This is a genomic window from Hydrogenophaga atypica, from assembly GCF_042665215.1.
Lineage (GTDB): Bacteria > Pseudomonadota > Gammaproteobacteria > Burkholderiales > Burkholderiaceae_C > Hydrogenophaga > Hydrogenophaga defluvii_A.
In genome coordinates this window covers 1-19,138 of the sequence record NZ_JBHTCA010000002.1, presented here as the reverse complement: position 1 = coordinate 19,138, position 19,138 = coordinate 1, and the positions used below count along the sequence as shown (strand labels likewise).

At 57.9% G+C, this 19,138-nt stretch carries 9 protein-coding genes and 1 pseudogene; 5 read left to right on the top strand and 5 right to left on the bottom strand.

Annotated features, from left to right (window positions below; genetic code table 11):
* The first annotated feature begins 42 nt into the window (after nt 1-42).
* Together ACFQPB_RS02425 and ACFQPB_RS02420 are read left to right on the top strand one after the other, a co-directional pair.
* Complete coding sequence (locus ACFQPB_RS02425; protein WP_382219512.1) at nt 43-1,653, top strand: DUF6538 domain-containing protein; 1,611 nt, start codon at nt 43-45, stop codon at nt 1,651-1,653.
* A gap of 141 nt (nt 1,654-1,794) precedes the next feature.
* On the top strand, nt 1,795-3,492 hold the full coding sequence (locus tag ACFQPB_RS02420; protein WP_382219510.1) for a hypothetical protein: 1,698 nt from the start codon (nt 1,795-1,797) through the stop codon (nt 3,490-3,492).
* A 728-nt stretch (nt 3,493-4,220) separates the two neighbouring features.
* Here ACFQPB_RS02420 and ACFQPB_RS02415 read toward each other — a convergent pair.
* The 3 genes from ACFQPB_RS02415 to ACFQPB_RS02405 form a co-directional block, all read right to left on the bottom strand.
* The gene (locus tag ACFQPB_RS02415) at nt 4,221-4,535 is read right to left on the bottom strand and encodes a single-stranded DNA-binding protein (protein ID WP_382219508.1); all 315 of its coding nucleotides are present in this window, start codon (nt 4,533-4,535) and stop codon (nt 4,221-4,223) included.
* Nucleotides 4,536-4,599: 64 nt separating this feature from the next.
* Complete coding sequence (locus ACFQPB_RS02410) at nt 4,600-5,250, bottom strand: hypothetical protein (RefSeq protein ID WP_382219506.1); 651 nt, start codon at nt 5,248-5,250, stop codon at nt 4,600-4,602.
* 69 nt (nt 5,251-5,319) lie between these two features.
* Nucleotides 5,320-6,516, bottom strand: coding sequence for a hypothetical protein (locus ACFQPB_RS02405; protein WP_382219504.1), 1,197 nt, complete (start codon nt 6,514-6,516; stop codon nt 5,320-5,322).
* A gap of 876 nt (nt 6,517-7,392) precedes the next feature.
* Between ACFQPB_RS02405 and ACFQPB_RS02400 the strand changes: the two genes are divergently transcribed.
* The 3 genes from ACFQPB_RS02400 (at nt 7,393) to ACFQPB_RS02390 (ending at nt 17,562) form a co-directional block, all read left to right on the top strand.
* The gene (locus ACFQPB_RS02400; protein WP_382219503.1) at nt 7,393-8,016 is read left to right on the top strand and encodes a hypothetical protein; all 624 of its coding nucleotides are present in this window, start codon (nt 7,393-7,395) and stop codon (nt 8,014-8,016) included.
* 291 nt (nt 8,017-8,307) lie between these two features.
* Nucleotides 8,308-13,032 (top strand): hypothetical protein, encoded by a 4,725-nt coding sequence (locus tag ACFQPB_RS02395; protein WP_382219501.1) that lies wholly within the window; start codon nt 8,308-8,310, stop codon nt 13,030-13,032.
* Nucleotides 13,033-13,305: 273 nt separating this feature from the next.
* Nucleotides 13,306-17,562, top strand: coding sequence for an NACHT domain-containing protein (locus tag ACFQPB_RS02390; protein ID WP_382219499.1), 4,257 nt, complete (start codon nt 13,306-13,308; stop codon nt 17,560-17,562).
* Between the two features lie 210 nt (nt 17,563-17,772).
* Here ACFQPB_RS02390 and ACFQPB_RS02385 read toward each other — a convergent pair whose 3' ends face one another.
* Both ACFQPB_RS02385 and ACFQPB_RS02380 read right to left on the bottom strand, forming a co-directional pair.
* A complete protein-coding gene (locus tag ACFQPB_RS02385; RefSeq protein ID WP_382219498.1) occupies nt 17,773-18,039 on the bottom strand; it encodes a hypothetical protein in 267 nt (88 codons plus the stop codon).
* 389 nt (nt 18,040-18,428) lie between these two features.
* Nucleotides 18,429-19,012: pseudogene (locus ACFQPB_RS02380) on the bottom strand (IS5 family transposase); the annotation flags it as partial.
* Nucleotides 19,013-19,138: the final 126 nt, after the last annotated feature.

Sequence of the window (19,138 nt, the reverse complement as noted above, 5' to 3'; positions counted from 1 at the left end):
ACTCCTGTTGCTCGCCGAGGTCCTCAACGACCTGGAGCACCAATGAGTCAGCCCACTTTCAAGTCCCATGCGACGCCGTCTCAGCCAAGGTACAGCCTGTTGGCGGCACACTCTTCCACCAAAGCCAACCGGTTGCCGCAGTACCTGCACAGGCGTGGCAGTACCTACTATTTCAAGCGAAAAATTCCTCGAAGCGCGATGCAGGCGTTTCCAGAGTACCGCGAGCAGGTCTGGAAATCACTGGACACCGATGTCCTGGTCGTTGCCAAAGCGCGGCTGGCGGTTGAACTCACTGAGTTCAACCTCAGGTTGGCCGCATTCGAGCGTCAACAGGCGCTGGAAGCCAGCCAGCCGTACGAGAGCAGACCCAATGCGCAGGCCGACCATGCAGTTGAGTCAGCAGGGCTGCATGCGGCACCAAGGAGCACACCTGAACAAACAAGGAAAGCTTGCCTGTCTGTGCCTCGACAGTCACAACCGCCGCAAACGAGCTACGGCCATGGGAGTAGAACTGCGTCGGGCGAGCCCCCAGGCCGTCACGCTCCTGCCAAGGGGCGGGTCACCAAAGTGGCGAAGCCCAGTGTTGAGAGGTCTGAAAAAACCGCAGTGGCTCCCGTCAAAAGGGGCTTCAGGCACACCATGCTGCACCTCTTCGAAGACTGGAAGCTCAAGCAAACCCGTCATCGAACCGTAAGCGCGGTACAAAGTGTGGTGATGGAATTTCGACAGTTGCACGGACCGATAGCGGTTGAGGACATCACCCGACCCATGGTTCGTACCTATCGTGACCACCTCCTTGACCGCGGGTTGTCCAAAGGCACCATCGAGAATCGGATTGGATTTCTCTCGACCCTGGTTCGCCACGGCATGGTCGAACTTGTAGAGCATCTGGCCATCAATCCGTTCGAGCGAATTCAGGTGGTCGGAGCCGTTGGTCAAAACCCAGGCAAGAGCCGGCGTGCTTACGAAATCAGCGAGCTCAATATGCTGTACGCCAGCAAGCTGTACACGCAAGGCTACCGTCCACGAGGTCAAGCAGCGGACGCGGCTTATTGGTTACCACTGATGGGCCCGTTTGTCGGTGCACGCATCGAGGAGCTTTGCCAACTGACCATTGCCGACGTGCAGTGCGTCAACAATGTCTGGTGCCTGCGAATCTGCAACCTGGAGGAAGACCAGAGCATCAAAACTGTGGGGTCTTACCGCCGGGTACCTCTGCACGAAGAACTGGTGCGGTGTGGTTTCCTGCGATACGTGGCCGCCATGGCAGCCGCTGGCCACCGCCGGGTCTTTCCTACGCTGCAAAACGACAACGCCAATCGCATCTACTCGAATGCTGTGGGCAAGTGGTACGGACGGTACTTGGACTCAGTTGGTCTCAGTGACCCGCGACTGGACTACCACTCGTTCAGGTATCTGTTCAAGCAGCGGTGCAGTCTGTGTGGCGTCGACACCGAGGTCCGGGACGCATTGACCGGGCACTGGAGCAGCGACAACAACGCTGGCCGCGTCTACCTGAGAGCCGAAGAGCGGCAATACCCGTTCCCCAAGCTGGTTCAAGCGATAAATATGCTCGCATATGAGGAGCTCAAGCTCGACCATTTGTACGTCGACAACCCCTTACTGGGGGTTGAGGAACACCTGAAGCCATAAAACCTCTCCCAAAATGTGAGCTGGCTCACATTTTGGGGGTTTCCGGCAAAAAACGCATGTGAAAATCGGTCGTACTGAAATTCAATCTGAAGTGCGCCGGTCAATGCAACACAGAGATGTGAGGCTAGGCGTCAGCATGCCATGGAAACTCTGGACCCTATCAAAATCGACATCGATGTCGCTGTAAAAAAGAAAGACACCTCCGCTCAAATTGACAAAGCGAGGGCCTTGTATCTATACCAGCGCGCGGGAACTTACTATTTCAAACGCAAATATCCTACAGCATACGTACGCGCTCGCAGCGATTTATCCCAGCGCGGTGTGCAGATTTGGAAAACATTGGATACCTCAGATACTGAAACCGCACTCATACGACTGCAGTATGAAAATCAGAAATTCGAGGAGGATGTTGCTCGTGTACTCGCTAAGCCGCGCCGCACAGATGCGCTGAGACGACTTTCCGAGCCTGAAAGCACGCATTATCTGCTGCCAGAGCATATTCCCCATATTCTGCAGCGGTACGAATACGGAATTCTCAGCACAGACGACGACTATCGAAAAGAACTCTCACGTGAGGAGCGGCGTGCTGAAATTGTGTACTTGAAGGAGTGGATAGAGGAATTCAGGGAATGTTGTGCGGTTGAGGATTTTTCTCCAGTTGAGGATATAGCGGTAGAGCTTTTGAAGTGTGAAGGCCTGGTTGCCCCGCCCGGTTCTACAGTAAGGCAGCTACTGCTGTGGGAGCTGCTCAAGAAAGACCTCGAATTGGCAGAAGCACAGTTGGGTCGGATGCAAGGGCAGATGTACAAGACGCCGGCGCAATTGCCACTTGCGCCACGTGAGTTGCCTACCATGATGACTCTCTATCAGTCGTGGGCCAAAACACAAAAAGAGGTCCGCACGCGCGACAGCTATCTACGCCCGGTCGAGGAGTTCGAGGCGCTGTGCCGTCCCTTACCCGTGGTCGCGATAGACCACTATCAGCATGCACAGCGTTACCGCGACCACTTATCAGCAAGTCAACTCAAGCGCGACACCGTCCGCAATCGAATAGGCGCGCTGGCAACCATCGTCAGATACGGCATGCGTGAGGGAATGGTACGCCTTACCTCAAATCCGTTTGAGGGCGTGAATCTGGAGATGGTTCGAGAGACGCCCGCACATGAGCAACGCCGGTCTTTCACAAGTGGCGAGCTTCAAGTGATATTCGATTCACCGCTGTATACCCGAGGTGAGAAGGCCTCTGGCCAGAGTGTGGAGGTCGCATATTGGGGACCTCTGCTGGGCATTTTTGCTGGTTTGCGTATCGAGGAGTTGTGCCAGCTCAAAGCAGAAGACGTTTATCAGGTCAATGGTGAATGGGCTTTGCGAATTTCTAATTTGGACCCAGACCAGCATTTGAAGGCCTCGGCCAGCCATCGACTGGTCCCTGTGCATACAGAGTTGATTTCCTGCGGATTCATTGACCACGTCCAAACCCAACGAAAGAACGGCCATGAGAGAATTTTTCCATCCTTGAGGAATGACAATAAATACGAGCGCTACGCTAATGCGTATGGCAAGTGGCACTCAAGATTTTTAGACAGGCTTGACCTCGTGGATGGTGAGTTGTGTTATCACAGCTACCGATTTAATTTCAAGCAGCAGCTGGGTATCTGTGGTGTCAACGACGAGGTTAAGGACGCGTTGAGCGGTCACTGGCTCGACAAAGGTGTATCGGGGCGTAGTTATATGCGTACTGGACAGAGGCAGTATCCATTTCCGATATTACTAAATGCAATGCGCAACCTTCGATACGACGATATCAATATTGACCACCTTCGAATTGCCGCTGTCTAGTCAGCACTGAAGGTTGGGTGTTCATGACTTGATGGTCTCGATGCCTGGTTATGCGTGGCAGAAATATATTGAAAATAAAGCTGTTTGGTTGTTTAAAACTATTTTTCTATAACTCTTGAAAGGATTGTTTTGTGTCTAGCCATTTCGAAAAAATCGCACCAATCGACCTTCGGCTCCGATACTGGGCAAAATTTGTTGACTGGACCAATCGCTACCTATGCCGGAGCAAGTCTTCGGTGCCAGTGACATCCCCGGGCCGTATCTTCACAAAGGTGAGGAGGAGTTGCTCCCTGGTGACGTCTTGTTTGAGGGGGAGTGCAATCACCATCGCCGCATGGACCGCGGTTGGACGTACTGGGTCACTGTTTGCCAAAAAGACGGTGAAGTTCTGTGTCTTAAGTCTGGATTCGGTGAGGAAAAAAAGTGGCTTAAGCAGCAAGGAATGTCGCCTGAGTATCTGAAAGGGTCTGGCGATATTGCCGGGATGGTGCGCATCGCACACGGGATGCGCCAAGGTTTCTTGCTAGTAGAACCAGAGGCGAAGGGTGCCCCCAACTCGCCCGGCCCAGTACCGTCAGAGGTGCCAAAGCTGCGTGCGTAAGAGCAGCGTACATCTCAACGCACACCCTAGCCATCGCGAAAAAAGCGGGCCACCAGAGGTGGCCCGCTTCAATCAACACAGTACGCCTTCACTTTGAATGTGACGACGCATCCTGGCTTCCTGGTTGTTAAGTTGGTACTTCCTCAGCCAGGATTGCTGGCTTTGAAATTTTTGCCGCCTCAAACGCAATAATCAGCAGGGTGCCAGTTGGCTTGCCTTCGCGGGAAAGGTAAAAATCCGCTTTGAGCTTACCAGTCACCTTCACAAAGTCCCCTTTGTCAATTTCGGGCTTCTTCTCCTTCATCACGCGCACGGTGTACCAAGTTGGCTGAGTATCGATGCCGCGTTGCGACTCCGCGATTCGAAACTCGTAGTACTTCTTACCCGTTGTCTTGCTCTGTTTGCACTCGGGTTGGGTGGCGATATTGCCAAAGACCTGCATCAAAAATCTCCTGATATGACCGGGGGATAGTCCCGCAATTTGTGTAGCTACCGAATGTGTGTTTTCAGTGGAAGGATGCATTGAGCTGACCTGGCGAGTGCAGCGCCTCTGGCAGTACAAACGACACGCTGACGTCAGTTACATGTTCGTCCTGCAGCAGGCTTGGAATCGCAGCTACGCCACCCACAGTAAGAACAGCTGCAGCAAACCTCTCAAAATGCTCCGCTAAGCTGCTCTGACCACTGTCCTTGCAAAACACACGTAGGTCTCGTGCATAGAAGCCCAAAGGATGGCCAGGTATCACCATTGCCAGGTTTTGCCCCCCTTGTCCAAGCGAATAGCAAAAGGGCTGTTCATCCAGAGCGTGCACAAACTCTCTGCATAGGCGGTCGTAGAGAGGGAGCAGGAACCTGTGTTGGTGACCCTCGGTCTGGTGAGTTGTCACAAGATACGTGTCCCCGAAGTTCGAAGTAAAAACGCTGAACCGGGAGGCAATCTGTACTTCACGGTGCCGCTGAAAAACTTCGAACGATGATTCCTTCAAATCACCACACAGCGCCCATACCGCATCAAGTGCCACCTGCTCATGCGCCGGGTGGTTGTGCGTGGCTGCAGAGACTTCTTGAGGTGTCATCAGTCGTGCGGAGTAGAACTCCGTACGAGCGCAGGCTTCTTGAGTCGGAAGATACAACGCAGATAGTGCATTCGTATTCATGGTTGTCCTATAGGTCGCGCAACATTGCGCACTACGTATAGACACCGGCATCAGGTACGGCCTGGAGCCTCAGCCACCCTTGTGGTGTGACAAAAGTAGGGACATGGGATATGGCCATTCGGCCATGTCGGCAGGTCGGGTGTACGGCAGGGCGTTCTCATCGAACCATCCGCGCATCGACCAATTCCCCCGACCGTCCACCCTGACCCGAGGCAGCCAAATCGGCAGCTCTTGCAGCAGGACATGTCCAGCGAGTCGGTCAACCAATTTGGCTCGTCCATCACGCAGCGTGACCTCGAAAGATTGGTACACCTCGTAGCAACCGTCGTCAACTTTTGTGAGTCGACGGCGGCCTTCAGCCAATCCGTGGTCAGCGGAGTTCTTGAGCAAGCTGTCCAGGGTCGCTGATATTCGATGGTGGATGCGACTGGTACGGCTGAAAACAACCACCCGCCGTAGAGGTTGCCCGAGGGTCGTCTTGGCGCCCATTGAGAGCACCAGGGCCCGCAATGAAGCTGCCCTGTCCGACCCTCGGGCACTGCGGTCTACCTCAAACCAAGTGAGGCCATCGCTTTCAATGGCCAGCGCATCGGGGCGTAGCGTCAAGGTCCGACGTTTGCCGCCCGAGAGGCTGGTCACACTCAGCAAGCCCTGAGCGGATTTCTCGCCCGGCTTCAGGGGGCGGTTTAGCGCGAGCATCAACTCCTGTTCGGTCATCGCCTGGAGTCCTCGTGCCTCGGCACAAAGAGTCAGGAACTGGGACCAGAGGCGGTGTTCGGGGTTGGTCATGTCCACGACCCTGCGCACCGATGCCGAGGCTTCGAACCCGCGGCCCTCAAGCCACTCGACACCCCGGACCGACAGACCGTAAATTGTCATGAACCTGTCTGTGCGATATCGGGTTAGCAATCGAGCCTTCACCATGCCGCGGACAGCGCGCTGTGCTGCACTCAGAGCCGCCTTGAATGGCCGCTCCGCGAAGCAGTGCACCGCGATATCAATCGTACGGATGACCCGAAACCGGTCGACCAGCAAAAGCGACCTAGCCCATATCCGGTCCTGCAAAGCCAACGTACTGACCTGGGTCGTCAGCCCGCGGGGCACTCTTCGGGGCTCTTCCGACCTCGACGCTGTCCGTGTAGACAAGGGGTGTTTTGTCCTGGTGACAGGAGGCGGTTCGTCCGGGGAAAAGCTCCTTCCTGTCCCCAGTTCAATTTCGGTATGTTCCCGTGGTGCGCCGGGCGTGTCTTCGTTGGTTTTTTTCATGGTGAGTCTCCCTTCAGGTGTGTGTCCGGCACCCCAGGCAGCCCTTGGCGACCCGTTGACCTGTGCCGGCACTACATACGTGTAGGTACTTCCCCGAGCGACCGCGCTACCCAAGGGCAACACCCAGCACACCTCGCGCCCCAGGCAATCGTTGGGCGTGCTCAATGACCCACTGACCGGTCTCCAGAGGGCAGGGGGCAGGCGTGTTTTCCCCTCTGTAGACCTCACCCGCACGGGGGCGGGTGTCAGTGGCGTTTTCGTCGCGACGTCCATCAAGGCCACAGTGCTCACCGCCCGGCTGCGCCGGTGCGAACCGCCGCCGCCCCAGATGTTTTTTCGAGGGAAAACGTGTCTTCGGACGGCTTGCCCAACTGTTCTCTCTGCGTGCCCTGCGGTCCCGGCTGACCCCAAGTCCGCCAGAAGCATTCGTTCTTTCGGGCGGCCCCGGGGACCCCGGCCGGTCAGGGGAGCTGCGCCCCCCCGTTCTTCCGAGGTCGGCACGCGCGGGGCCGGCGGCGGTTCGCACCGCCTTGCCGTGCCCAGTCGCGAGCAGCTGTTCCCTCACAACCGTGACCCAAAGACAACTGCGACCCCAACACGCAGCAGCTGACCAGCAATGAACCGTGCTGGACGCACGGCCATCCGCCCGCTGGCCTCATCGAAAGCACCCTGCAGCGCCCTCGGGCCGGTCGTTTCTAGATGCTGTTCGAAACAACGCCGAGGGTGCTCTCATCCCTCGCCCCGACCTGGGTGCAGCCCGGCTGCACCCAGTGGTCAGGTCCCCAGCTGTCTCCGGACCGCACACCTTCTTGTCCTCAGGGGCAGGCATCCGGTGTCTACACGACACAACCCACCTGTCCACCAAGGAGCTCCCTCATGAAAATCAACCTGCGCGGCCGACGCGCCTACCTCTACCGCCGCCGCTGGGTGCCAGCAGGCCCAGACGTTCCGCATGCCCATCCGGCTGAGGACTACCTCGGGGCTCTCGACGCCGACGCCGAGTTCATTCCGCCCGAGCTGCTCTCGGTGCTGACGGAGGCCGAGCAGGCCCAGCTCCGAGAAAAAGTCCTTCTGCCAGCAACTCAGGCTCGTGCGGCCGCAGCCAAGCGTGAGCTGGACCCTCTGTGGCGCATTGCTGAAGCCAGTCGCTTGTTAACAGAAGCTGCGCACTGCAGCCAATCAGCCTTGGTGCCAGGCTCCACGCTCACCGCCGCCAGGAAAGCCCTTGAGAGCATCCGCTTGATTGACCACGTGCCCACGCGGCCGTCGGCACCACCGCCTCGAGCCAAGGACCAGAGGCTTGAAGAGGCCCTGGCTGCCATCAAAGCAGCCGCCGAGGCGGTGCGCAACGGAGAATACGGAAAGGCCCCTGTCGAGGGGGCACGAAGCACCAGAGCTTACCGTTTGTGGTCAGAACTCTACCGCGCTGTTGAGGGAGATGAGCGTAGCCTGCTCAGAGCGCTACAAGAAAAGGGGTTTGTGAAGTGGCGAAAAGGCTGAAGGTTATGAAGGCTAATTGAGCGAAAGAATGGAGCTCCATCACCGATACTGCCAGCACAGGCAGAATTGAAAAACCAAGTGAGCAGAACAACGACCGGTATTCCGTAAGAGCCCAGAGCAGTTGTTCAGAGCCCAAATGTTCTGAATGACCCGGGTGCTTAATGCGATAAGTGGCCCCTGCTACTGGGCGTGGTGCGCAACAAAAATGCGTGCCGCACGTTCTCCAGGGGCAGAACGCACTGCCGATTTAAGTCTGCTGGTGCAGGCGGTACGAATCTTTAGTCACAGGGGGTGGACAAGATGGCAACAGGTAGCGCGAGTTCCGCAAAAACAGCACTCCTTAGTACGCTCAGGACGGAACTTGAGAACGTCGACGATGGCGATGCGGAACATCTTGCTGCGGACTTGCTTAGCAAGCTTCTTGATGGTATCGGCGTCTACGTCGCAAAGACAGGGTCTCAGTTTGGCGGTGATGCCGGCACCACGGGGATGAGACGTCGCGACATCCGAGTGGAGTCTAAGCGCTACAAGCAGAGTACTCGTCTGTCGCCACGAGAGCTAGCTGGCGAAATCGTTGAGGCAAGTCACGCAGACCCGCACCTAGAAGTTTGGATTCTGGTCGCGACCAAGTCCGTCAGCGAGACAGAGCGCAGGCTTGCTCGCTATGAAGCGGATAAGCGGGGTTTCCCGATGGTCGTCATTGACTGGACGGCGCCTGCCGCGGGCGGTGGCATCAATCCACTGGCAGCCCTGTGCGCGCGTTGGCCCGACGTCGTTGAGGCCCACGTCAACAAGGCGGCAGCCGATGCCGCCAGAGGTCTGACGGCTGACGTTGGTTCAGCAGTCGAAGACCTGCGCGACAACCTTGAGATGTGGAACATCGGTTTCGAGAGCCTGCGCAAGAAGACTGCTACGCACCTGCGGCGCGTGTGGGTTGATAGCGCTCAGGCCAAGGCCTACCTTAACCAAGATGCCGCCGGTGGCAAGGCTGGAGTCCACCTTATCAAGCGCAAGGATGTCCTGCAAGGGCTTTCGAACTGGTGGCTGGCCCCCTTGGACATCCGGTCGCCGGTAGTCGTTACAGGGCTGGAGGGAATGGGCAAGACTTGGGCTGCGCTCGACTGGGTCAATCAGAGTCTGGGCATGCTACCAATCGTGCTACCGTTCCCGGCCAGTTCGTTTGTCAGCAACCAGGACTTCTCCGACACGGGTGTTCGGGACCTGATTGCTAGCAGTCTTCGGCGCATCACAAACTCGCATCAAAGTCGTGAGTACTGGCGGCTGAGGGTTGATAGGTTGCTGGAACGACCGGTGACGGACGGCGCGGCATTCTTGCTCTTAGTCGACGGACTTAATCAGCAACCTTTCACTCCGTGGCCGACGCTCGCGCAATCCCTTCAAGGAGATACGCTTGCCGGCAAGGTGAGGCTGCTGTGCACCTCAAGAAGGCACTACTTCGAAGAGGATATGCGGCATTTCAGAGCGCTTGTTGTACGTCCTGTGCAGGTGTGCGTTGGCGCCTACAAATCAAGCGAACTCGAAGAACTCCTAGGTCTGCACGGCGTGGGCAGCTCTGACCTGCCGCCTGGTCTGCTCAGCCTGGCCTCCACGCCCAGGCTATTTCCGCTTGTGATGCGCCTCAAGGATAAAGACGCGATTCGCTCGGATACGTCCGTCCTGCGGCTGCTGTTCGAGTACGGAAAGGACGTCCATCAAGTTCGGCAGCAAGGTGCTCTCACTGACAGCGATTGGGTTCAATGGCTTGCCGGTAGGGCAAACGAATATCGAGAGCTCTTGCTGAAAACGCAGGTGCCTCAGTTCACCACCAGCATCACGGCCGTCACAAATAGCCTGGATATCGCCAGCGTGTCCCGAGAAGATGTTGCCAGAAGGCTTAGCGACGTCGTTGATGGCCAGTTGTTTGAGAAACAAGCATCCGTCACCGGGGCTCAAAAACTTGTTCTGAAGGAGGAACCCACGACCCTAGGGTTGGGTATCGCGCTACTGGACACCGTCTCAGAGGCTACAGATACCTTTGAAGGTATGCAGACCAGAGTTCTCGAGTGGTTGGAACCTGTTGCGGCAATTGACCTAGCGGCGGATGTCTTGAAAGCGGCGCTTGCAATCCTTTCAGCGACCGGTACGCCTGATGCGAGTTCAATCACTGATGTGCTCCTCTTACTCTGGATGAATGGGCAGAACCCGTCGGTCGATTTTGAGAAGGACACATTCGCGTTCGGAGAGGCCTTCCCACGTTCGATGCTGGCAGTAATCGAGCGGTCGTCGCAAAGCTCTCAGTCATCGGCGTTCCACTACGCCGCCCAGAGTCTGCGGCGGCTGCCACGCTCAAGGACAAGCGACTGGGGGAGCATCCGTAGCCGCATGTTGGTCTGGGCTAGCTGCGTTACTTTGCCGGAAAAAGACAAGCTGGACGACCCGAACCACTATGCCAAGCGACACCACGACTATTTGCTGCAGCGAATTGGCATCGCCGAGCCCTCGACGCGCGTTGTTCACGGCGAGGAGTTGAAGCTCGACTACTCGCACCCGGGGGACCCTTCCGTAGCTATCGCTGGAATTTTGGAGGGGCACGAACTGAGTGCCTTCATGCCAGTGATTCGCCGGATGGCTGTACGGGAGGCTGTTAGTGTTGACCACAATGACCGAAGCTGGGAAGGCATGCGTTGGGTTCTGCTTATTGGCTGCCAGAACGCATCTGAGGCGCGGGATGACGTCGCCCAGATGGCCGAGGAGCTGCTTCTCAGTACGCCTGAGAAGGGCGTACACCCGCGGATGCGCAATCGCGCCGCAGCCTACTTGTTGCGATTGACCGGTGTTCAGGCGTACGAGGAACGGGCTGCAGAGGTGAACGAAACGTTCGGACAAGGGTGGAAATATCAAAGCGACTACTTGGAAAAGCCCGGGCGGTCCCTTTTTGAGTTGGAGTTCAGGCACATCGACGCTGTGCTCGGTGACACGGAGCTGAACACCGCGCAGAAGCTGGACCGACTGTCCCGCTTCTTGGCACTACCGGTCTTTCAGCTCCCAGACGAACTCCTTCAACCCATCATCGAGGGGCTGCAGCGCCAGACGTTCGATAGGGTCGATACGTACGCACAGGCAACGGTTGAAGACCACAACTTGGAGCGGCTGGTCAGTCTAGGGGCGCGCTTTGCACCATCTCAACTTGCGGAGATGGCGCGCCGGTGGCTATCCGCGCTGGCAGACAGGAGAGACGACCAGAAGTACTGGGCAGCACTTGCCGCGCCCGAGTTTCTCCTGGTGGCAGACGAGGAACGCAGCGCCAAGTTCGCGTTGTTCCGAACCGCCAGTTCGGCTGGCGAGCGCAATATGCTGGCGAACACATGGAGCTTGCAGCTGGAATTGTTGCACAAGGGTCTGTGCGAACAATTGCAATTACTGTTGGAGGCCCATGATTACCACTTTCTCCATGACCTTGTCGATATGGTGCAGCCCGCTCAAGCAAGCCAGCTACGTTCATTCCTCCAAGCAGCGGTAGCGGAATCTCGCGACAAGGCGGCCTACATCGTTATGCAAGTGATGGCGCATCAGCGAACGGAGAGCACTGACGAACTTGCTCAGGACCTCTTGCCCTACCTTGGGAGCGAGAAGCGAGAGGTCCGGGGCATTGCGTTCGTGGCTCTCAGTCTATGCGCCCCCGAAGTCACAGGGCGAGAGTTGCTTGCAATGAACTGGATGGCGGACGCGGGTGACCCGTTGCCGGCGCACTATGGCAGTAAGGCGTTAGTCGCCGCCGGCAAGCACCTCGACATCTCTGACGTCTTACCTCTCGTGACGCCCTGGTTGTGGCTGGAGGCGGCTGTGTGTCGGGGGGCGGTTCAAGCCGAACTCGAAATCGTGTCCCGCCGACTGGTGTCTGTAATTTGTTATCCCCTGCAATCAGCTCAAGATGCGGAAGGAGTACTTTCAGTACGCATGCCTAGACCTTCGGAAATGGCTCACGTCCTGGTCGCAGAGCCTGACGGCGCAAAGGGTGACTTGGAGGAGACCCTCAAACGAATGACACGAGACCCTGAGGAGGTCAGTAAGCGCATGCAGCAGCTGGCTCAGGACGCGGCGGCGACCATCGAAAGGATGCGTCGCCAGGGGCACAGCCTGTACCTGCACACTTTCGAGTTCGAGGCCTTGGAGGCAGCCTACAAGGCCGCGCCGACCGCTTGGGACCCGCTTCTGGAGGGCGCCGATGTTCAGTCGAAGGAGTTCCAGCAACGTGTTCGGATGGCGGAGGGGTTGTACTTGTGTCTTTGCGATGTGCTGCTTACACACGCCCCCGCCGAGGGACTACGACTCTGGCGCGCCCTATCCCATAGTTTGAGGGTGCGCTTCAATGGGCCCGCCAATATCCAGGAACTCGTACACATTGCCTTTCGGGCGCCTGATTCCAAAGAGGTTCTCGCTGCGCGTGCCGACCTGGCGACCATCCAGCACTGCAACACTGACAAAGACATGTTCGAGATGGTCATTGCGGCGCAGATGCATGGCCGGCAAGCATGGCTCGAGGCGCTGATAGCGGAGGACGAAGCGTCAGACCTGTTATGGAGGCGCAAGCGGGCTATCGTCCTCAGTGGGTTTAACACGCTCCCTGCTGCGGACAAGTTGCAATGGCCGGAAGGCTCACCCGTGGGCTCTGCTGAAGCGCTCAAGCACAGAATGCTTAAGTGGACCAACAAGGGAGCCTTAGCGAAGTACTGGTGGGACAAGTTCGTCGGTGCTACCGAGGCGGACAGTGCATATGCGTCGTGGCACGTATTCCTCGGTCTAGCTGACCGTCGGGCGTGGGTGTGGCGCCGAGCACGACCTCTACCAACAACCGATTTGGACCGCCTACGTGAGGTGCACCTGAGGTCCAACAAGGACCTGTTCGCCAGGACATTGAAAAGGCAAGAAGAAGGAACGGCGAAACTTGGAGAGAAATTCCTCGGGGTGGACAAACCTGCCAATTGGCTGATGTTGGACGGAGTGCTCTCCAGGTGAAAAAGTCAAAAGACGGCAGTCAGCTACGCAGCCGCCGCACTCTCATGTATTCGTTTCTACTTGTCGCATCCAGATACACGTTGAATGAAAGACCTGCACATGAGGAAGCAAGGGGGTGGCCGCAGCAAGCCTTAGCAGCCTCCGCCTCGTCGACCATGGCAGCGAGCCATGCGGGAAGAAGTGCGCGGTGAGCGGGGGCCATGCGGCCGTTTGTAGCACCAACGGGGGGCGAGGCCAGACTTTCTCGTCCCGGCCATCGGGTAGGCTAGCCAGATGCTTATCGCCCTACAACGCTCCTTCTCAGAGTATGCAAGCGCGTCAGCCGACGTCCAAGATGAAGACTGGGGAGCCTTCCTCGGCCTGCGCAAAGGTGGGCACGCGTGGAGCGACCTGCACGAGAGGCCACTCGTTGTCGTTGTCGGCGAGGCTGGCATCGGCAAGACCATCGAGTTCAAGCAGGAAGTCGCGCGTCTTACAGCAGAGGGGAAGGCAGCGTTCTTCCTGCCTCTGAATCAGCTACAAGAATTCGACTCTTGGACGCTTGCCCTGACTGGGAGTGACGACGCCTACACAACTTGGGCGGCGTCCACAGCTCTAGGCTATTTCTTCCTTGACGCCGTTGACGAGGCCCGACTGAAATCGCATGCGGACTTCGAACGCGCGCTGACGGTGGTTCAACGAGCTCTTGGCCCTCACCTTTGGCGGGTCCGCGTCGCCATATCTTCTCGGATTACGGATTGGTCAACTGCTAGCGTCCGAGCTGCGGTCGATACCCGGCTGGCAAAGCCCATTCAACGGGCAGTCGGCGCCAAGACGGCTTCCGAAAGGCCACTCTCGTTAGACGAGACTTCACCCGTTTCGCTACCGACGGATGGTGACACCGCAAAAGTCGAAGCCTTTGTGGTCGCGCTGGACCCCCTGTCGAACGCCGAGGCACGGCGTTGCGCCCAGGCGTTCGCGCTCCAGGACGTGGAGCTGTTCTGGTCGGCGGTCGAAGATGGTGACTACGAGTTCATGGCGACCCGTCCATTAGACCTTCATTGGATGGTTAGCCTTTGGAATCAGCAAAAGACACTTGGCTTCTACCGCGACCTTATTGAGGTCAACATTGCGAACCGCCTTCGGGAATTCAATGACAGCTACGAAGCTGCAGGCGAGGTCTTGTCGGTTGACCAGCTCCGGTCAGGAGCAGTTGCGCTCGCTGCGGCCGCGGAGTTCGGAAGCTCCGCGTTCTTTGTCCTAGAACCGGGCGTTGTTCCGGCCGCAGGTGAGCTCGCTCCGCACACCATCTTGACTGACTGGGGCCCAACGGAGGTTCGCAGACTGCTGGCGACCGCGGTCTTTGACGAAGCAAGTTTTGGCCGGGTTAAATTTCATCACCGCTCCATTCGAGAGTACCTTGCAGCGCATTGGGTAATGCGGCAGTTGGAGCTTGGTGTTCCCTTGCTCCGCTTGCAAGGCCTCTTCGCCGCCAGCCCCTACGGCGCACCTGTCCTCATCCCATCACGTCGTGCGGCGCTCAGCTGGCTAGCGACCATTAGCGTAGAAGTGAGGGAATGGGTGGTCCGAGACTTTCCTGAAGTCCTCTTCTTCGAGGGCGACCCGCAGGCATGGGATGGGCTGTCGGCAGACAAGGCCTTCGACAACTTCGTCGCCGGCTCCAATCTCGGCCTCCGGGCAAACTGGTTCAAGAGCGCAAGCGAATACATGCGCGTCGGCAGGTCTCTCAGCGCCGGCAAGGTTGCTGCTGCCCTTGTGGACTTGTCAAGTTCGCCACAGGTTCGGAGTTTGTGCTTCCACATTGCCCGACACGCCAAGCTGGCGGATTGCGCGTCCAGCGCCTTCGACATCTACAGGAGCACTACAGCGCAAGAGTGGGAGCGCCGATACGCACTCGAAGTCCTCGAGGTAGTTGCAACGCCTGCGCACCGCTCGGCCGTCTTGGCCGACCTGCAGTCGTCAGCTCTCGGCTCCAACGAACTCATTGCTCGCGCACTGTCGGTTGTCGACTGGCGCTCACTAACCGTAGCTCAGTTGTCCTCCATCTTTGACTCAACCCGAAGTGAGGCCGCGTTTGGCGGTGGGCCAATGGTAGGGGCCCTTAGGAGCGAGCTGCTGCCTTCGGCTGACGTTCTTGAGGCAACATTACTGCTCAGCGCGGTCATAGCCTCGCTGCCACGTCCAACTTCAGGTAAGCGGTTCGCGCGCTTCCCCGATTCCGACCAACCTGAACGCGCTTGGCTGCTGGACGCTCTGCCTCATTGCTATGAGCGCGTCCTTGAATTGCTTCAACCTACGTCTGCCGCGTACCCGGAGGTCTGCTTAGACGCGGCAGAGCGACTCGAAGCGCAGCGGGACTCCGGTTTTTCAGACCGTGATGAGTTCGGTCGGCTCCACAAGGCAATCGCCCAACATCCAGGTCTTCGCTGGAGCGTGGCACTCGCCATCGCAGAATCCGACGATATCCGTCACTCCACAAGTCGGCTGACCTGGGGTGCCTCATGCATCGTCAGCTTTGATGTAGACGACCTACCTGAGCTAACACGACGCGCCAACGACTCGGCTCTGCCCGCCTCCGAGCAGGAGGTCTGGTTTTCCGTTGCGGTGGATGTTGCATTCAAGAATATGCGACAGAGGTCGCGCGCAGACGCTCTCCGAGCACTTGGACTGCAAGGCAAGACTTCGAAGCGAGGCACTCTTGTCGGAGCTGAGTACAAGCGATGGCGGCAAGGCGCCGCTCGGAATCGACAGTGGCAGGCAGAAGAGAAGCTGAGGAAGGCGGCAACCGAAAAAGACCTAGAAGCGTTCAAGACGAATCTGACAACGCACCTTCCTCAGATTCGGACTGGTACCCACTTCGGGGGGCTCCAGCGCCTTCTTCAGTATTCTTTCGGCCGCTCCGGAGCCAACGACTATTCGTCGATTGACTTCGATGCGCTGGCGACCAGCCTCAGCCCGCAAATCGCAGAAGCATTCGAGGAAGGCCTGAGGGCATACTGGCCAACGTTGGCCCCGCCAAACCCGTCCAATTTCTCCAATGGCCAGGTCCCATGGACTGCGCTCGTCGCTCTTGCTGGGGTACGCCTGACCCTGCGGAGTGAGGCTGTCATCACCTCGCTCTCAGCGACGGAAGTGGGCAAGGCTGCCCAACTTGCAGTCTGGGAGTTGAACGGTCCTCCCTCCTGGCTCGAACCTTTGGCAAGGAATCGCTCGGCTACGGTCAACGCCGCACTTACGGCCTGGGTATTGGCAGAGGCCCAATCGGCCAATCCTGGCAACGGTGTACGAGGGGCATTGGAGATGGCGCTGCGTTGTGTGCCAGATGTTCGTAAGGGACTTATAGCTGCGCTGGTTCCGTTGGCCGTTGGCGGCATCATCGTATGCAGTGACACCCAAAAGGCAGTGATTGACGCGCTTAAGGAAGACGGACTGTTGCCGGTTGCCACCCTCGCCGCGCTGTGCCAAAGCAAGCTTGCCTCCTCGGTAGGGCCAACGGGCAGGCTCGCCGAGATGGCGTGGCTTCGAGTCTGGATGGATGCCGACGCCCACAGCGCCTGGGCGTGGTTCGTTGAGCATGTTCAAGGTATGGCGGGTGACGTTGAGCCTGAGGTGAGCGGCTTTGCCGCTGCGGTGGGCGACCTGAAATGGCTGAAGGTGCCTCTGGACCCCCCCACGGCCGACGTGCTCCTCGGCATTGACTCGATGCTAAGCACGTACCCTCCGACGGCGTCCACCCCGTCGAAGGACGGTGATAGTGACTTCTTTGGCCCCCCTTCAAAACGCCTGCGTGAAGGTATCGCCAACGCATTCCTAGGGACTCGCGGACCAATAGGGCATCAAGGCTTGGTGTCTTTGCTCGCCGGATATTCGGACCCGGCCGAAGTCAGTTGGATGATGGGGCGGGTGACCGAGCACGCGTCATTGGATGCCGAACAGGCAGCAAACAGGACGGCCGCTGAGTTGAAGGCGATTGGCTCCCCGTTTCAGTCAGAACCGCGAACCGAGGCCCAACTCTACGAGCAGGTCCTGGCCCGACTGGAGGAACTTCGCAAGAACCTCGAAGAGGGCCCCTTTAGTGAGCGGGACCTCTTCAGGCCGGACATCCCGGAGAAGTTTCTACAGCGATGGCTAGCAGCGAAGTTTCGCGAAACCCAGAATCGTCGATTTAGCGTCCACAGAGAAGAAGAAGTTGACGACGACAAGATGACTGACATTCAACTTAGCTGCCCTGCAGGAAATGTCTGCGTCGAAATCAAGCCCGTCAACTCAGGTCGCGGCTACTCTGCAAACTCGTTGACTGACACTCTAAGAACCCAGATTGTTGGCCAATACCTGCGTGGCACCAATAGCACACGGGGAATCCTGGTTCTCATGCAACTCGACAACAAACGTTGGAGCATCCCAGGCGATGCAACCGGTCAGGCGTTTCCCGCATTGGTGAGCTACCTAGAGACCCAGGCACAGACTATCAAGGCCGTCTCTGATGGAGTCAACGAGCTAACCGTCTTCGGCATTCGATGCGTCGTTTAAGAGCCGTCGTTATTTCGTTGGCCCAATAGTCGACTGATGGCGCCTCAACTTTCGTAGGAAACTGTCCTGAGGCCCGCAAGAATACGGTCGCGAGCGACTCGTTCTGGCCGGTTAACGCCAGCAGAGATGCCATCCTTGAGATGGCAGAGGTGGTAAGTTCAACCGGAATACGCAGCCTGCTGTGGCAAGCCCCGTTTGGAAGCCAGTACTTCAGGCGTCTTTGAGTTCAATCCACAAGGCCTTCCAGGATTCCAACGGCCCTTCTTCTGCGACCAAAGCCAGTTGAAGCGCATCGTACAAGGCAACAGATTGCCCCTTCGTCAGTGAAAACAGCGCGACCGGCTGACCGCAAGGATGCTGCCAGTTCACTTTTGTGAGCATCCAGAACCTGATGACAAAGACCCGCGGGGTGGGCATCATGGGCCCATGACGCACCGTTTCTCTGAAGTCAAATGCCCCAAGTGCGGGTGGGTTCATGTCGCCATCCCGATTGATGTCGCTCGTGAGAATTCAGAGACCGACGAAGACTTGGAACGGTACCTCAAGTGTTTTCGGTGCCGCGAGCCAACGTTCGATTTCGTGCCCGCGCTGGAGGGGGATGCGCCGATGGGGTGTACCTTGCAGGCCGTCGTTTTGACCGCTTCGGATTAGGAGCGGAATGTGAAAGCCAGGCTTGCCGCCACGGCCGTGAGCATGTCTAAGTTCAAGATGGGACCTGCAGCAGTGCTCAGAGGGGCAAATCACCGCCCAGTGGCGGTTCTCAAGCGCAATCGAGTCGCCTTTTACGTGCTCGAGCCACGTCTGTTCGAAGCAATGATGGATGAATTCGCCGACCAAGAACTCTGCGGCAGGGCAGCTAGGGCCTGTTAACACAAACCGCGAAGTCCATCCGCTACCAGGACAAAGCTGAGGAAGCCGAGAAACATGGTGTCGAGCTTCTCGAACCGGGAGAAGATTCGCCGATAGCCCTTCAAGCGCCGGAACAGCCGCTCGACTTCGTTGCGACGCCGGTACATGGCGCGGTCGTATTCCCAGAGGTCAAGGCGTGTCCGCGTTGGAGGAACGACCGGAATGAAGCCCAAGTCCAAGGCCAATTGGCGCGTCTCGTTGCCTTCATACGCACGGTCCATGAGCAGGTGAATAGGCCGACTCGTTGGCCCCAGACTTTGCAGGAGACGACGCCCCTCAGGGGCATCATGAGCCTGTCCGGGGGACAGGCTAAAAGTCACGACCGTTCGAGCATCCGCGGCAACCAGATGAACCTTGGTGTTCCATCCGCCTCGGGACTTTCCGATGGATTGCGGGCCGCTTTTTTTAACGCGCCGGTGCCATCTGGGTGAACCTTGATGCTGGTGGAGTCGAGCGAAACGGCTTCGATGCGAATACGCACCACCTGCTCGCGCTGGAGTTCTTGGAACATCTTGTCCAGCACACCGGCCCTCTCCCAGCGTAAGCGGTCAATAGACCGCACCCCTTGCGCAGTCCTTCCGTTCAGGTCTTGAGCGCAGCGATGCTCCAGGGCAGCAAGGCCTCGTAGTCATCGACGGTCTTGGCCCGTGGAAGTGCCACCAGGAGC

Coding starts and splice junctions, on each gene's coding strand:
- ACFQPB_RS02420 (WP_382219510.1), top strand. CDS start 1,795: ATGGAAACTCTGGACCCTATCAAAATCGACATCGATGTCGCTGTAAAA.
- ACFQPB_RS02405 (WP_382219504.1), bottom strand. CDS start 6,516: ATGAAAAAAACCAACGAAGACACGCCCGGCGCACCACGGGAACATACC.
- ACFQPB_RS02425 (WP_382219512.1), top strand. CDS start 43: ATGAGTCAGCCCACTTTCAAGTCCCATGCGACGCCGTCTCAGCCAAGG.
- ACFQPB_RS02390 (WP_382219499.1), top strand. CDS start 13,306: ATGCTTATCGCCCTACAACGCTCCTTCTCAGAGTATGCAAGCGCGTCA.
- ACFQPB_RS02415 (WP_382219508.1), bottom strand. CDS start 4,535: ATGCAGGTCTTTGGCAATATCGCCACCCAACCCGAGTGCAAACAGAGC.
- ACFQPB_RS02385 (WP_382219498.1), bottom strand. CDS start 18,039: ATGAACCCACCCGCACTTGGGGCATTTGACTTCAGAGAAACGGTGCGT.
- ACFQPB_RS02400 (WP_382219503.1), top strand. CDS start 7,393: ATGAAAATCAACCTGCGCGGCCGACGCGCCTACCTCTACCGCCGCCGC.
- ACFQPB_RS02410 (WP_382219506.1), bottom strand. CDS start 5,250: ATGAATACGAATGCACTATCTGCGTTGTATCTTCCGACTCAAGAAGCC.